This window comes from Streptomyces nodosus (assembly GCF_008704995.1).
GTDB classification, from domain to species: domain Bacteria; phylum Actinomycetota; class Actinomycetes; order Streptomycetales; family Streptomycetaceae; genus Streptomyces; species Streptomyces nodosus.
Genome location: NZ_CP023747.1, coordinates 6,102,539 through 6,116,892 on the forward strand (window position 1 = coordinate 6,102,539; position 14,354 = coordinate 6,116,892).

Here is a 14,354-nt window from a genome sequence, read left to right on the forward strand (position 1 = left end):
ACCCGGAGTGCCCCCGCGGCCGGCCGAGCCGGAGGCCCGCCGCGTTCCCGGGACGCCCGGGCGGCCGGCCCCGGTCCGCGCGGCCCGCGGCGAGGAGGGCGCCCCGTCCCGCCTGGTGCCGGGGAGCGCGTCGGTGGTCGGCCGTACCGGGGCCGGAAGGGTGCCGGGCTCCCGGGACGCCCGCGGGCCCTGATCGCGTGGCTCGCGGCGAGGAGGACGCCCGGCACCGGGCCACGGGGTGGCAGCCAGGCGTACGATGCCGGACCCGCCGCCGCACGGTCGCGCCGTACCGTGCCGGATGCGTCGCCGCGCGGTCGCGCCGTGCCGGGGGCATCTGCCGCCGCACGGCCGTCTGCGTCACCCTCCCGGGGGTGAGGGTCGCGCGAATGGGGCCCGGTCGCGCGCGGGCCGGGGTCGGACGGGCTGTCATGGGCTTTCGGGGGCACGGTCGTCGTGCCCTCGGAGGAACCCGGCCGAAGGAGTCGCCCGCATGCGCCACAGTGCCCGTGTCCTGTCCGCCGCAGCTCTGGCCGGCGCCGCTCTGGGCGCCGTCGCCCCGTCCGCCTCCGCCGATCCCACCGCCGCCATCACCCCGCGCTCCGCGATCCCCGGCGGGACGGTCACCGTCTCGGTGTCCTGCGACGCCACCGGCGCCGCCCCGCCCGACTTCATCGACGCCACCTCCCAGGGCTTCGAGGCCGGCAGGGCCCGGCTGATCCGGGTCGACGCCACCGACGACACCCGGGCTCAGCAGCCGGCCGTGCTCTACAGCGGCACCGCCCGCATTCCGACGGGCGGCAGCGTGGGCGCCGTCACCGAGGCGGCGGGCCGTGAGGCGGTGTGGGGCGTCGACGGCTGGTGCCCGGTGGCTCCCGGCAGCCGCCAGAAACCGTGGGACGCCTCGTTCACCGTGGCCAGGGACCGCGCCGGGCAGCAGGGCGAGGGCCCCATCCAACTGCCGGGCAATGATCAGGCGGGCACCGCGTCCCAGCCGCTCGCGGGACCGCCGGCCGACGACCCGGCCCAGCAGCCGGGGAGCGCGCAGGGCGACCTTCCGCCGCAGTCGGCCGGGAGGCAGGGCGCCGCCGGGCCCCCGGCGTTCGGGAACCCGTTCCCGTCGCCCGGGAGGCCCCAGGGCGACGGCCAGGACCAGTGGGGCAAGCAGCGCGGGGACGACCAGGACGGGCGCCGGGGGGACCGCGACGAGGGTTCGGGCCCGCCCGTCGGGGTCCAGCACGGTGCGCACGCGGGCGAGGGCGGCGCCTTCGGCGAGTCCGTGCCGATGCAGATCGCCGGCGGCTTCCTGATCGCTCTCGCGCTCGCCGCCGCCGTCCACCGGCTGTGGCGGCGCGGTGCCCTCGGCCATGGACGGACCCTGTGACCCGGGGCGGACGGGCCGCGCGTCATGACCGCATCGATCTCTGGGTACCCGGAACACAGGAGTACCAGCGGCACCGCCGGACAACAGCGACACCGTAGACCGACATCCGCACCATGAGGAACATCGGTGCCGTGCGGGAACAGCCTTCACGGTGAAGACAGGCGGCACCGCAAGGAGGCCGAAGGAACAGAAGGAACCACGGACAGCGCGGAGGCACGCATGCGGCGCACGGACCCGGAAGGACATGGCCCCGTCCGTTACGGTCCGCTCCTTCCCGACCACGGACTGCCCCTCCTCCCGGGCCTCGCCGGGGCCCTCACCGCCGCCGCGGAACGCGACGGCGTCGACGGCTTCGGCCGGATCCCCGCCCTGCTGGACGCCGCCGGGGGCTACTTCGGCCGCCGCGGACTGCCCACCGGACCCGGCGCGCTGGCCACCGCGCCCGGAGCGCCCGTCCTGTTCGTCGCGATCACCGCCGCGCTCGGCGGCGACGTCCTGGTCCCGCGGCCCTGCCCCGCCTGGTGGGCACCCCAGGTGCGGGCCCTGGGACGGTCCGCGTACCAGGTGGCGACCCCGGCCGAGTGCGGTGGCGTCCCGGACCCCTACGCCCTGCTGGAGACCGTCCGCCGGGTCCGCGAGGAGGGCGGCGACCCCCGTCTGCTGGTGCTCTCGGTCGCCGACGACCCGACCGCCACCGTGGCCCCGCCCGAGGTGGTGCACGAGACGGTCGAGGCCGGCGTCGGCGAGGGACTCCATCTGGTGAGCGACGAGACCTGGCGCGACACCGTGCACCGGCCCTACGACACCGTGCTGCTCAGCCCCGCCGAGATGGTCCCCGACCGGGTCACCGTCGTCACCGACCTCGCCGGACCCTTTCTGCCGTCCGGCTGGCCCGCGGCCGTCGCCCGTTTCCCGGCCGGCGCCGACGGAGCCGGGCTGCACGCCCGCGTCCTCGATGTGCTCACCGCGCTCGGCGCCCGGATCGCCGACCCGATCGCCGCGGCCGCCGCGTACGCCCTCGACGAACCCGCCGACATCACCCGGCGCCTCGCCGCCGACACCGCGGTGCACGCCCAGGTGGCCGCCGCCGTCCACGGGATCGTCGTCGCCGCGGGCGCCCTCGCCAGGCCCCCGCAGGCCGGACGCCATCTGTACGTGGACTTCGGGCCGCTGCGCCCCGAGCTCGGCGCGCGCGGCATCGGCGACGCCCAGGAACTGGAGGACCTCCTCACCGGCCGGCTCGGCATGCCCGCGCCCGGCGGCCACCGCTTCGGGGACGATCTGGAGGCGCTGCGGGTCCGTCTGTCCACCGCCCCCTTCCTCGGCAGGACCGCCGCGGAGCGGTCCCGCTGCCTCATCGCCCCCGAGCCGTTGGAACCACCTCATGTGCAGCGCGCGTTGATCCACCTGGGATCGGTTTTCGACGATCTACGTGACGAAGCTCAGCGATGGGAGCCTCCTCGATGACGCAGCAGTCCGAGTCGACCACGAGCACCGTTTCGGAGCAGCAGGCCGTCCACGAGCCCGTGAGCAGACCCCTGCTGAGGCCCTACCCGCCACTCGCCGCCCCCCGCCCGCTGGGCGAACTCCGCCTCTGGCCCCGCTCGTTCATGGACCGGCTGACCGCGCCGCTGCCCGGCCTCAAGGCCTTCGCGCGCTTCGCCCGCGAGGGTGCGGTGAGACCCGGGACCGAGGGGCTCAAGGATGTCCCGCTGCTGCCGTACGAGCCGGCCCCGCTGCCCCGGGTCGGCGTCCGTACCGTCGCCGTCTCCTGGGCGGGACACGCCAGTTGGGTGGTGCGGATCGGCGGGCTGAGCGTGCTCACCGACCCGGTCTGGTCCCGCCGCATCCTCGGGACACCGGCCCGGATCACCCCCGTCGGCATCGCCTGGGGCGAACTGCCGCGCCTGGACGCGGTCGTCGTCAGCCACAACCACTACGACCACCTGGACGCGCCGACCCTGAGCCGACTGCCGCGCCACATACCCGTGTTCGCGCCGGCCGGGCTCGCCGCGTGGTTCCGGCGCCGCCGCTTCAGCTGCGTCACCGAGCTGGACTGGTGGGAGGGCGCCGAACTCGACGGTGTGCGCTTCGACTTCGTTCCCGCCCACCACTGGTCCAAGCGGACCCTGACCGACACCTGCCGTTCCCTGTGGGGCGGTTGGGTGCTGACCGCCCCCGACGGGCAGCGGGTGTACTTCGCCGGTGACACGGGGTACGGCCACTGGTTCGAGCGGATCGGCCGCCGGTACCCGGGAATCGACCTGGCGCTGATGCCGATCGGTGCCTATGACCCGCGGTGGTGGCTCAGAGACGTCCACTGCGACCCGGAGGAGGCGGTCCGGGCGACGCTGGATCTGGGGGCCCGCCGGATGGCGCCCATGCACTGGGGCACCTTCGTGCTGTCGGCGGAGCCGGTCCTGGAACCCCTGACCCGGGTACGGGTGGCCTGGGAGAAGGCGGGCCTGGACCGCGAGGACCTGTGGGACCTGCCGGTGGGGGCCTCACGGGTGCTGGAGTGAGCGGCACAGCGGGCCGGTGCGGGACGGACGGTCCGGTGCGGCGGGAGAACTCCTGGACGGTCAGCGAATGTTCCGGCCCGTCACGGTGTCGCCGTCCCGCGTATACGGCGCCACACGCCGGGTGCCGTGCTGACCGCCAGCGTCAGGGCGACCGCCGCCGCGACGCCCTCCCACGGCTCCCGGAACAGCGAACCGCCGAGGATGCCGATCACCTGGTACGTCGCCGCCCAGGCGAGACAGGCCGGGGCGTCGCCCCGGGCGAACTCCCGCAGCGGCATCCGGGCCAGGAGACAGGCGAGCATCACCGGGATCCGGCCCGCCGGGACGAGCCGGGAGAGGGTGAGCACCGCGACACCGTGCTCGTTCAGCTTCTCCTGTGCCTGGGCCAGCCGGTCCTCGGGGGCGCGCCGGCGGAGCGCCTCCAGCCGGCGGGAGCCGTTCTTCGACCGCATACCGCGCTGCCCGAGCCAGTACAGCGCGAGGTCCCCGAGATAGGCGGCGAACGCCGCCACGACGAAGACCAGCACCAGGGAGAGGGGCGCGGTGTGGTGGAAGGCCACCACCGCCGCCGAGCTGACCAGCGCGCCCGTCGGTACCACCGGCACCAGCGCACCGATCAGCACCAGCAGGAACAGCGACGGATATCCGATCGCCTGCTGCGTCGACTCCGGCGGCACACCCGTGCCGGCGGCGGTGCCGAGGAACATCACCGGGCGACCTCCGGGCGGACGCTCTCCCCCTGGGCCGGCAGATGCACCGACACCTCGGGCGCCCAGCGCGCGGCGAGGCGCACGAACTCCTCCCCCGGCGCGTAGAACTCATGGGGGCGCACGGCGTCCATCCCGATCGGCCAATACGTGCCGTAGTGCACCGGGACCGCGCTGCGCGGCATCAGCCGGGCCAGGGCCTGCGCCGCGCGCCCCGCGTCCAGATGCCCGGGACCGAGATACGGGCCCCAGCCGCCCACCGGCAGCAGTGCCACATCGACCTGCCCGACCTCCTCGGCCATCGAGGCGAACAGTCCGGTGTCCCCGGCGAAGTAGGTCCGTGCGGTGCCCTCGACGACAAAGCCGAGGGCGGGGCAGCGGTGCGGTCCGACCGGCAGCCGCCGCCCGTCGTGCCGTGCCCGTACCACCCGTACCACCAGGTCACCGACCCGCACCCGGTCGCCGGGCACCACCTCGGTGATCCGGAGACGGTCGAGCCGGTGCAGCCCCGGCACCCGCTCGGGGGCACCGCGGGGCACCACCAGCAGGGTGCCCGGGGCCAGCCGCGCCAGCGACGGCAGATGTAGATGGTCGGCGTGCAGATGCGAGACCAGCGCCACCTCCGCGACGGCCGCCTCGGGGGGCGGCAGGGCCCCGCGGCGCCGGTGCAGATGTGCCAGACGGCGCGCGAACAGGGGGTCGGTCAGGACGCGCGTCCCGGAGTCCTCGACGGTGCAGGTGGCGTGACCCCACCAGGTGATCTCGACCGGCACTCCACTGCCTCCTTCGCGCGACTCCCCTTGAGCCTACGGGCAGGAGTAGGGTCGTCGGCCCGACCCAGAGGTGAGAGGGACCCCATGGGAGATGCGCACCGCGCCTCCGGCACACGCGACGCCTTTGTACGGCTCGACCCGGTCCGGGCCGATCCCGTCCCGGCCGACCCGGTGGGGCCCGGTCAGGTCCGGGTGGTGGCGATCGCCAGTCTGACACCGCTGGAGGAACTGGACGCGGAGCCCTTCCTCGTCGACTCCCGCAGCCAGCACGCGATGTGCGCGCGCTGGGCGGTCGAGCGGGGCTATGTGGTCACGAGGGAACTGCTGGTACGGGGGCTGCGCCCGGACCATCGCGCGCTGTGGGCGGATGTGGACGCGGGCCTGGTCGACCTGTTCGTGGCCCCCAGCCGCCGGGTCCTGGAACGGGCCCTGTCCTCCGTCGAGGAGTTCACCGCGGAGTGTGCGCGCCGGGGCGTGCGGGTCGAGACGGTGGGCCGTGCGGAGCCGTCGTACGACGCCCGGATGAAGGCCTGCGTCCACCGCCGCCTCTCCATGCCGACGGCGGGCTACGACGGCCGCTGACCCCACGGCCGGCACCTCGGCGACCTGGCGGCGACCGGCCAGACGGCCCCGTGACGCGTGCCTCGCAGCCGTCAGCTCGGGGCGGCTCGCCTGGTGTGTGGTGCCTGGTGCGCGGGCCCGGCGTCCGGGTGGGCCCGTCGGCTGCTGTTGCCCGGTGACTCCATGGCCCGTTGCTTCGGGGCGGTTTGCCCGATGACCCGCGACCCGGTGGCCGGCCCGGCTCTCGCCGGTTCAGCGGGCCGCACTGCCGGTGTCCGCCGGTGCGTAGCTCGGCTGCCGACTTGTCGCGGCGGCCGTGTGCCGGGGTTCGGCGGCCGGGGGCCGGTGGCCCGCGTGCCGACGGCCGACGGAGGCCGCGTCGTGGGCCGTTTCGGGAGTTTCGGGCCGCTGTGACATGGTGGGGCGGGTCCCCGGGGACCGCATCGGCAGGGACGTGAGGTGAACAGGGCGTGGCTCAGGAGCGCTGGCGGAGACTGATCAGCGGAGTGTGGCGGAGCATCGCCGTGTGGGCCGCGTCCACTGCGACGATGCTTCTCCTTGCCGGGCTGCTCCCCGACTTCCGGCTGGAGTCCGCGGGCGGTGACAGCATCACCCGGGTCGCCCTCACCGCCGCGGTCGGCGCCGGTGTCTTCGGGCTGCTGTCGTCCCTGGTGTGGCCCCTGCTCGTCCGGCTGATGCTGCTGGTGCCCGCCCTGGTGCTGGGGCTGCTGGTCTTCTTCCTCAACGGCTCGCTGCTGCTGGTCGCCCTCCGTCTCAACCCCTCCGGGCGGGGCGAGGCCGCCCCCGAGACCGCGGTGGTGGTCGCCGCCGTGATGTCCGCCGTCGCCTCCGCCACCGGAGGCGCCCTCGCGGTACGGGACGACGACGCCTACCGCAGACGGCTCCACCGGCTCGCCGACCGCCGTCGCGGACGCGCCCGCGACCGAACCGGGCCCCGCACCCCGGCGGTGCTGTTCCTCCAGCTCGACGGCGTCGGGCACGAGGTGCTCCGCTCGGCCGTCGACCGGGGGCTGATGCCGACCGTCGCCTCCTGGCTCGGCCCTCGCGACGACCACGGCCCCAGCCATCGGCTCACCCCCTGGCGCACCGACTGGTCCAGCCAGACCGGCGCCAGCCAACTGGGCATCCTGCACGGCTCCAACCACGATGTCCCGGCCTTCAGGTGGTACGAGAAGGACCGCCGCGAGGTCATGGTCAGCAACCGGCCCTCCAGCGCCGCCGAACTCCAGCGCAGGGCCGTCGCACGCACCGGTGACGGCGGACTCCTGGCGGACGGGGGCGCCAGCCGCGGCAATCTCTTCAGCGGCGGCGCCGACGAGGTCGCCCTGGTGCTGTCGGTCGCCGTCCGCAGGGGCCGGGAGAACCGCTCCCGGGCCGGGTACTTCGCGTACTTCAGCGACCCCGCGAACGCCGTCCGCACCGCCCTGTCGTTCCTCGCCGAGGTGGGCCGCGAGATCGCCCAGTCCACCCGGGCCCGGCTCGCCCGGCGGCGGCCTCGGGTCAAACGCGGCGGCCTCTACCCGCTGGTGCGCGCCTTCGCCACCGTGGTGGAACGGGACGTGGTGGTCGCCGCGGTGATCGGCGACATGCTCGCCGGACGCGATGTGATCTATGCGGACCTGGTGGCCTACGACGAGGTCGCCCACCACTCCGGCCCGCACAGCGGTGACGCCGAGCAGGTCCTGCGCCGGCTGGACCGCTCGCTGGCGCTGCTCGCCCAGGTCGCCGAACACGCCCCGCGCCCCTATCGGATCGTCGTACTGTCCGACCACGGCCAGAGCCCCGGGGAGACCTTCCGCACCCGCTACGGCCTCGGCCTCGCCGATCTGGTGCGGGCCGGCTGCGGGCTGGGTGTGCCGCGCAGGGCTGCGGGGGCCCTGGCCCGGGTCGAGCAGTGGGGGAGCACCCACAGCGGGACCGAGGCACGTGCCGCGGTACGGGTCGCGCTGCGCCGGCCGGTCGAGGAGCACGCCGAGATCGAGGAGCACATCGCGGTCGAGGAGCACTCCGGGACCCGCCGCGCCGCCCGGCGCCGCTCCGAACCGGTCGTGCTCGCCTCCGGCAACCTCGGACTGGTCTCCTTCCCCGATGTGCCGCACCGGATGACCAAGGAGGAGATCGACCGCCGCCACCCCGCGCTGCTGCCGGCGCTGGCCGGGCATCCCGGCATCGGCTTCGTCCTGGTGCGCAGCCAGGAGCACGACGGGGTGGTGCTGGGGGCGGACGGCGCGCAGGTGCCGCTCGGCCTGCTCGCCGACGGGGACGGGCCGCTGGCCGGTTTCGGCCCGGGCGCCGCCGACGCCATACGCCGTACCCACTCCTTCCCGCACACCGCCGACATCATGGTCAACTCCTGGTACGACCCGGTCGGCGGCGAAGTCCTGGCGTTCGAGGAGCAGATCGGCTCGCACGGCGGACTCGGCGGCGCCCAGGGGCGGCCGTTCCTGCTGTCGCCGGTGGACCTGTCCGCCCCGGACGAGGAAGGAGCCGAACTCGTCGGCGCCGAGCGGCTGCACCGGGTCTTCCGCCGCTGGCTGGACGAGTGCCGGGGCCACCCGGTGCCGCTGCCCGCGCCGGAGGACGAGCAGGAACGCGCGGCCTGACCGGAGCGGGCCGTCAAGGGCGCGGTGCGATGGGTGAGTCGGACCCGGGTGTGATCGGATAGGGGTCACGGACCCCGGCAACGGGACCACATCGAAAGGAAGAACCGTGGCAACCACGCGCACCGCACACACCGTCTGGGAAGGCAACCTGCTCCAGGGCAACGGCGTTGTGACCTTCGACTCCTCCGGCATCGGAAACCAGCCGGTGTCGTGGCCGTCGCGCGCCGAGCAGGCGAACGGCAGGACCAGCCCGGAGGAGCTGATCGCCGCCGCCCACTCCAGCTGCTTCTCCATGGCGCTGTCGCACGGCCTGAGCGGAGCCGGCACCCCTCCCACCAAGCTCGTCACCTCGGCGGACGTCACCTTCCAGCCCGGTGAGGGCATCACCGGCATCCACCTCACCGTCGAGGGCACCGTTCCCGGCCTCGACGAGGAGGCCTTCACCGCCGCCGCCGAGGACGCCAAGAAGAACTGCCCGGTCAGCCAGGCGCTGTCCGGCACGACCATCACGCTGACGGCCAAGCTCGCCTGACGCCCGTACCCGCGTACCGCACCGGTGCCGCGCCCTCCGTGAAGGGGGCGCGGCACCGCCTTTTTCACGGGCGGCGCGGGGCCGGAACCCATACGCCGTCGAGCGGGAGGCATTGACAAGAGGCCACTCAAATTTTGTGATGGACGGTGGCAAGCGCCCTGACGGAAGGGGACAGCGATGGCACGCGCGGTCGGGATCGATCTCGGTACGACGAACTCGGTGGTGGCCGTCCTGGAGGGGGGTGAGCCCACCGTCGTCGCCAACGCCGAGGGCGCGCGGACCACTCCGTCGGTCGTGGCCTTCGCCAAGAACGGCGAGGTGCTCGTCGGCGAGGTCGCCAAGCGCCAGGCGGTGACGAACGTCGAGCGCACCGCGCGCTCGGTCAAGCGGCACATGGGCGACGTGAACTGGCGCTTCCCCCCGTCGGGTTCCGTGGACGGCACCCGCTACCGGGCGCAGGAGCTGTCCGCGCGGGTGCTGCAGAAGCTGAAGCGGGACGCGGAGGCCTATCTGGGGGAGGACGTCACCGACGCGGTGATCACCGTGCCCGCCTACTTCGACGACTCCCAGCGGCAGGCCACCAAGGAGGCCGGGGAGATCGCCGGTCTGAACGTCCTGAGGATCGTCAACGAGCCGACGGCCGCGGCGCTCGCCTATGGACTGGACCGCGGTGAGGAGCAGACGGTTCTCGTCTTCGACCTCGGCGGCGGCACCTTCGACGTCTCCCTGCTGGACATCGGCGACGGGGTGATCGAGGTCAAGGCCACCAACGGCGACACCCGCCTCGGCGGGGACGACTGGGACCAACGGATCGTCGACCACCTGGTCAAGCGGTTCAAGGGGCAGTACGGCATCGATCTCGGCGTCGACAAGATGGCGCTGCAACGGCTGCGCGAGGGCGCCGAGAAGGCCAAGGTCGAACTGTCCGGCGCCACCGAGACCACCGTCAATCTGCCCTACATCACCGCCTCAGCGGCCGGCCCCCTGCACCTCGAGGAGACACTGACCCGGGCCCAGTTCCAGGAACTGACCGCCGATCTGCTGGACCGCTGCCGCATCCCCTTCCACCAGGCGGTCAAGGACGCGGGCGCCAAGCTCACGGCGATCGACCGTGTCGTCCTCGTCGGCGGCTCCACCCGGATGCCCGCCGTCACCGATCTGGTCAGGGAACTCACCGGCAAGGACCCGCACAAGGGCGTCAACCCGGACGAGGTGGTGGCGCTCGGCGCGGCCCTCCAGGCCGGTGTCATCCGCGGTGACGTCAAGGATGTGCTGCTGCTCGATGTGACCCCGCTGTCCCTGGGCATCGAGACCAAGGGCGGCATCATGACCAGGCTCATCGAACGCAACACGACGATTCCCACCCGGCGTTCGGAGATCTTCACCACCGCCGAGGACAACCAGCCCTCGGTCGGCATCCAGGTCTACCAGGGCGAGCGGGAGATCGCGGCGTACAACAAGAAGCTCGGCGTCTTCGATCTGACCGGGCTGCCGCCCGCGCCGCGCGGGGTGCCGCAGATCGAGGTGGCCTTCGACATCGACGCCGACGGGATCATGCATGTCTCCGCCAAGGACCTGGGGACGGGCCGGGAGCAGAAGATGACGGTGACCGGTCGTTCGACGCTGCCCGAGGACGAGATCGACCGGATGATGCGGGACGCGGAGCAGTACGCGGACCAGGACCGGGAACGCCGGGAGGCGGCGGAGGTCCGCAACCAGGCCGAGCAACTCGTCCACCGGAGCGAGAAGTTCCTGCGCGAGAACGAGGAACGCGTCCCGGCGGACACCGGGGACGAGGTGAGGGCCGCGACCGCCGAGCTGAAGGCCCTGCTGAAGGAGGAGGCCACCACGGCCGAGCTGCGGACCGGGATCGAGAAACTGACCGGTGTCAGCCAGCGGATGGGCCAGGCCATGTACGCCCGGGCCCGGGAGACGCCGGCCGGGAGCGCGGCCGGCGGCTCTCCTTCCGCCGGCGAGGGCTCGGGCGGCGACGACGAGGGGGTCGTGGACGCGGAGATCGTCGACGACGACGGCCCGGGCGGCCGGACGGCCTGACCGCCGGTGCGGCCCCGGCGTCGTACGGCCCCGGCGCCGTACCGACCCTCCTGAGGGACCGGGCCGGGACACGGCGCCGGATCAGGCCGGATCAGTAGGCGTCGCGGGTCTCCTCGAGAATCGCCCGGGTGCGCCGGACGGACGCCGCCTTGGCGGACATCAGGTCCAGGACCTCCAGATGCAGGGCCACCTCGGTGCGCGAGTCCAGATACAGGGCGCCGGTCAGATACTCGCTGTAGACCATGTCGGGCAGCTCCGGCTCCCCGAAGCGGAACAGGACGAACGGCGTGTGCGTCCCCGGGTGCGGACCGGCGGCGAACTCGGCGATCTGCACGGTGATGCCGGGGTTCTCGGAGGCCTCGATCAGCCGGTCGAGCTGCTCGCGCATCACCTCGGAGTGGACGCTCACCGGGCGGCGCAGCACCGTCTCGTCCATGATCACCCAGAAGTGCGGCGCGTCCGGCCGGGTGAGCAGCTGCTGCCGGGCCAGGCGCAGCGCCACATGCCGCTCGATGTCCTGGGGCCGGGCCTGCCCCACGGTCCCGGCCTGGAGCACCGCCCGTGCGTAGTCCTCGGTCTGCAGCAGCCCGGGCACGAAGTGCGGCTCGTAGGAGCGGATGATGCGGGCGGCGCCCTCCAGACTGACATGCAGGCTGAACCAGTCGGGCAGGACATCGTGGTAGTGCTGCCACCAGCCGGGCTGGTTGGCCTCCTCGGCGAGCCGGACGAAGGCGGTCGTCTCCTCGTCGGACACCCCGTAGGTGGTCAGCAGCATCAGTACATACGGGATCTTCAACGCGACCTCGGCGGTCTCCATCCGCCGCACGGTGGCCGGAGCGACGCGCAGCGCCCGCGCGGCCTCCTCCCGCCTCAGCCCGGCGGCCTCCCTCAACTCCTGCAACCGCCGCCCGAGTACGACTTGCCCCACGGTGGGGGCAGCCCGCCGCTCGCTCACGTCACGCCTCCCCTGCGCGCCCGCACATCGCAGCAGTGTGGCACGTCCGGGCCCGGGACTCACGGGTTCGGTACGAAGTGATGTCACCGAGTGTGAAGGTACTTCACCGTCGCCGGGTCCGCGGGAAGGAAGGTCTCGATCGCCAGCTCCGCGACCGTCACATCCATCGGGGTGTTGAAGGTGGCGATCGACGAGACGAAGGACAGCACCCGGCCGTCGTGCTCGATCAGCAGCGGGAGCGCGAAAGCGGGGGCGGGCTCGTCCGGCTCGGGTTCCGGGTCACGCTCCGGGACCGGATACCCGGCCACCTCGTCATGGAGCGCCCGCAGCTCCGGTGAGCGCTCCAGGGCGATCTGACGGTCCATCTGGGCCAGCAGATGCCCCCGCCATGCGCGCAGATTGCGGATGCGCGGTGCCAGGCCCTCGGGGTGAAGGGTGAGGCGCATCGCGTTCAGGGGAGGGGCGAGCAGCCGCTCCGGGACGCCCTCCAGGAGCATGGTGATGCCCCGGTTCGCCGCCACCACGTCATAGGTCGCGTCGACCACCAGCGCCGGATACGGTTCATAGCCTTGGAGCAGCCGCTGTACCCCCGTGCGCAGCGCGTCCATCGACGGGTCGTCCAGCGGCGTCCTCGGATAGCGCGGCGCGTACCCGGCCGCCAGCAGCAGGGCGTTGCGCTCCCGCACCGGCACCTGAAGATGCTCGGCGAGCCGCAGGATCATCTCCTCGCTGGGCCGTGAGCGGCCCGTCTCCACGAAGCTGATGTGCCGGGCCGAGGAACCGGCCCGCAGCGCCAGCTCCAGCTGGCTGACCCGCCTGCGCTCCCGCCAGCCGCGCAGCAGCGGGCCGGCACCCCGGTCGGAGGGCGCGGACGAGGAGGCGCGGGGGCCGGACGCGACAGAGGTCATGGGGCGACCGTAGCCGAGCAGCGGCACGCGGACGGCCGGAGCGGAGGGCGAAAGGGGGACGGCCGTGCGTACGGCGGCGCGGGGAGGGGATGTGACAGGGTGGGGCGAACCCGTGTCGTACCGGAAGGAGCCGGGCCATGGCCGTCGAACCGCTGTCGCAGAAGGAGATCGAGGACCGGCTCGCGGAGCTGCCCGGCTGGTCGCTGGAGGGTGACCGGATCGCCCGTTCCTACCGGCTCGGCTCGCACTTCGCGGCCGCCGCGATGGTGCTGCACATCGCCCAGGTGCAGGAGGAGCTGGACCACCACTCGGATCTCACCCTCGGCTACCACAGCGTCTCCCTCACCGTGAACACCCACAGCGTGGGCGGTGCGGTCACCGAGCTGGACTTCGCGCTCGCGCACCGGGTGGAGGAGCTGGCGCCCGGGCACGGCGCCCACTGAGGGGAGCCGGGCATGCTCGACTACGACCGGGAGGCCGAGCGGTACGACGCCCTGCGCGGCGGCGAACCCCGGGCCGCGGCGGCGGCCGAGGCCCTGCTCCGGCTGATCCCCGAGGACGCCGGCCGACTGCTCGACATGGCCTGCGGCACCGGGATCGTGACCCGGCGGCTCGCGGCAGGACGCCCCGGACTGCGGGTGACCGGCGTGGATCTGGCGTACGGGATGGCCCGCCGGGCCGCCGGACGGATGCCGGGCGCCGTGCTCCTCGCCGACAGCCGCCGACTGCCGTTCCCGGACGCGACGTTCGACGCCGTCACCAGCGTATGGCTGCTCCATCTCCTCGACGGGCCCGAGCAGGTGCGGGCGGTGCTCGGTGAGTGCGCCCGGGTGCTGCGGCCGGGCGGGGTCTGTGTCACCACCGTCGACAAGGCCGACGCCCATGATGTGGGCAGCGACATCGACCGCGTGGTCGCCGACCGTCCGCGCCGCCCCGCCGCCGACGGTACGGAGGCGGTCACCGCGCACGCGGCGGCCTGCGGTCTGCTGCCGGCCGGGCGGGCCCGCTTCCCCGGGGTGGGCCAGGGGCGCACCCCTCGTACCGTCCTGGCGGACCTGCGGCGCGGCTGGTTCACCACGGTGGCCCCCGACAGCCCGCTCGGGGAGCGGATCGCCGCACGGCTGAGGCGACTGCCCGACCAGGACCGCCCGCGCCCCGACCCGGAGTTCACCGTCCGGGCCTACCGCAAGGGCTGAGCGGCCCGTACGGCCCGTGGCGCCCCCCCCCGTGAAGCGGGCGGGGAGTGTGCCGAGCACGGCATACTCCCCGCTTAGAGGTCGCGCGGATAGGTGGGGTGGAGGAAGGAGCGGGGCCGGGTGCGTGCAGTTGCAAGGCG

Annotated in this window: 13 protein-coding genes; 9 read left to right on the forward strand and 4 right to left on the reverse strand. The window is 73.8% G+C overall.

All coding sequences use genetic code 11. The annotated features are described in order from the left end of the window. Nucleotides 1–490 precede the first annotated feature (490 nt). The 3 genes from CP978_RS27360 to CP978_RS27370 all read left to right on the forward strand — a co-directional run bounded on the left by CP978_RS27360 (nt 491) and on the right by CP978_RS27370 (nt 3,903). Nucleotides 491–1,381 (forward strand): hypothetical protein, encoded by an 891-nt coding sequence (locus CP978_RS27360; RefSeq protein WP_043445151.1) that lies wholly within the window; start codon nt 491–493, stop codon nt 1,379–1,381. A 219-nt stretch (nt 1,382–1,600) separates the two neighbouring features. Further along, entirely contained in the window at nt 1,601–2,848 is a 1,248-nt protein-coding gene (locus tag CP978_RS27365; RefSeq protein WP_043445154.1) for a pyridoxal phosphate-dependent aminotransferase family protein, read from the forward strand. Further along, nucleotides 2,845–3,903 carry an MBL fold metallo-hydrolase gene (locus CP978_RS27370; protein ID WP_043449629.1) on the forward strand — a complete coding sequence of 353 codons (1,059 nt, stop codon included), beginning with the start codon at nt 2,845–2,847 and terminating at the stop codon, nt 3,901–3,903. The genes CP978_RS27365 and CP978_RS27370 overlap by 4 nt, the downstream gene beginning before the upstream one ends. An 80-nt stretch (nt 3,904–3,983) precedes the next feature. Here CP978_RS27370 and CP978_RS27375 read toward each other — a convergent pair whose 3' ends face one another. Further along, the gene (locus CP978_RS27375; protein WP_043445156.1) at nt 3,984–4,610 is read right to left on the reverse strand and encodes a DedA family protein; all 627 of its coding nucleotides are present in this window, start codon (nt 4,608–4,610) and stop codon (nt 3,984–3,986) included. Further along, entirely contained in the window at nt 4,610–5,383 is a 774-nt protein-coding gene (locus CP978_RS27380) for an MBL fold metallo-hydrolase (protein WP_043445158.1), read from the reverse strand. Before CP978_RS27380 ends, CP978_RS27375 begins: the two co-directional genes overlap by 1 nt. A gap of 84 nt (nt 5,384–5,467) precedes the next feature. Here CP978_RS27380 and CP978_RS27385 point away from each other — a divergent pair, with 84 nt between their 5' ends. The 4 genes from CP978_RS27385 (at nt 5,468) to dnaK (ending at nt 11,155) form a co-directional block, all read left to right on the forward strand. After that, nucleotides 5,468–5,965: a hypothetical protein gene (locus tag CP978_RS27385; RefSeq protein ID WP_227745468.1), complete on the forward strand. Its 498-nt coding sequence runs from the start codon at nt 5,468–5,470 to the stop codon at nt 5,963–5,965. A 449-nt stretch (nt 5,966–6,414) separates the two neighbouring features. Beyond that, entirely contained in the window at nt 6,415–8,568 is a 2,154-nt protein-coding gene (locus CP978_RS27390) for a phage holin family protein (RefSeq protein ID WP_227745469.1), read from the forward strand. A gap of 106 nt (nt 8,569–8,674) precedes the next feature. After that, complete coding sequence (locus CP978_RS27395) at nt 8,675–9,100, forward strand: OsmC family protein (RefSeq protein WP_043445160.1); 426 nt, start codon at nt 8,675–8,677, stop codon at nt 9,098–9,100. 177 nt (nt 9,101–9,277) lie between these two features. Then, nucleotides 9,278–11,155: a molecular chaperone DnaK gene (gene dnaK / locus CP978_RS27400; RefSeq protein ID WP_043445162.1), complete on the forward strand. Its 1,878-nt coding sequence runs from the start codon at nt 9,278–9,280 to the stop codon at nt 11,153–11,155. Nucleotides 11,156–11,246: 91 nt separating this feature from the next. Here the strand turns inward: dnaK and CP978_RS27405 are convergent, their stop codons facing one another. Then, the gene (locus CP978_RS27405; protein ID WP_079162338.1) at nt 11,247–12,110 is read right to left on the reverse strand and encodes a helix-turn-helix domain-containing protein; all 864 of its coding nucleotides are present in this window, start codon (nt 12,108–12,110) and stop codon (nt 11,247–11,249) included. Between the two features lie 83 nt (nt 12,111–12,193). Continuing rightward, nucleotides 12,194–13,018, reverse strand: a complete 825-nt coding sequence (locus tag CP978_RS27410; RefSeq protein WP_043445165.1) for a helix-turn-helix domain-containing protein — start codon at nt 13,016–13,018, stop codon at nt 12,194–12,196. A gap of 137 nt (nt 13,019–13,155) precedes the next feature. Here CP978_RS27410 and CP978_RS27415 point away from each other — a divergent pair, with 137 nt between their 5' ends. Both CP978_RS27415 and CP978_RS27420 read left to right on the forward strand, forming a co-directional pair. Beyond that, nucleotides 13,156–13,461: a 4a-hydroxytetrahydrobiopterin dehydratase gene (locus tag CP978_RS27415; RefSeq protein WP_043445167.1), complete on the forward strand. Its 306-nt coding sequence runs from the start codon at nt 13,156–13,158 to the stop codon at nt 13,459–13,461. Nucleotides 13,462–13,473: 12 nt separating this feature from the next. Beyond that, nucleotides 13,474–14,214: a class I SAM-dependent methyltransferase gene (locus CP978_RS27420; protein ID WP_043445169.1), complete on the forward strand. Its 741-nt coding sequence runs from the start codon at nt 13,474–13,476 to the stop codon at nt 14,212–14,214. Nucleotides 14,215–14,354 lie beyond the last annotated feature (140 nt).

Bases quoted from the DNA above. Each gene is read 5' to 3' on its own strand.
- dnaK (WP_043445162.1), top strand. From the start codon at position 9,278: ATGGCACGCGCGGTCGGGATCGATCTCGGTACGACGAACTCGGTGGTG.
- CP978_RS27415 (WP_043445167.1), top strand. From the start codon at position 13,156: ATGGCCGTCGAACCGCTGTCGCAGAAGGAGATCGAGGACCGGCTCGCG.
- CP978_RS27365 (WP_043445154.1), top strand. From the start codon at position 1,601: ATGCGGCGCACGGACCCGGAAGGACATGGCCCCGTCCGTTACGGTCCG.
- CP978_RS27385 (WP_227745468.1), top strand. From the start codon at position 5,468: ATGGGAGATGCGCACCGCGCCTCCGGCACACGCGACGCCTTTGTACGG.
- CP978_RS27370 (WP_043449629.1), top strand. From the start codon at position 2,845: ATGACGCAGCAGTCCGAGTCGACCACGAGCACCGTTTCGGAGCAGCAG.
- CP978_RS27410 (WP_043445165.1), bottom strand. From the start codon at position 13,018: ATGACCTCTGTCGCGTCCGGCCCCCGCGCCTCCTCGTCCGCGCCCTCC.
- CP978_RS27375 (WP_043445156.1), bottom strand. From the start codon at position 4,610: ATGTTCCTCGGCACCGCCGCCGGCACGGGTGTGCCGCCGGAGTCGACG.
- CP978_RS27420 (WP_043445169.1), top strand. From the start codon at position 13,474: ATGCTCGACTACGACCGGGAGGCCGAGCGGTACGACGCCCTGCGCGGC.
- CP978_RS27360 (WP_043445151.1), top strand. From the start codon at position 491: ATGCGCCACAGTGCCCGTGTCCTGTCCGCCGCAGCTCTGGCCGGCGCC.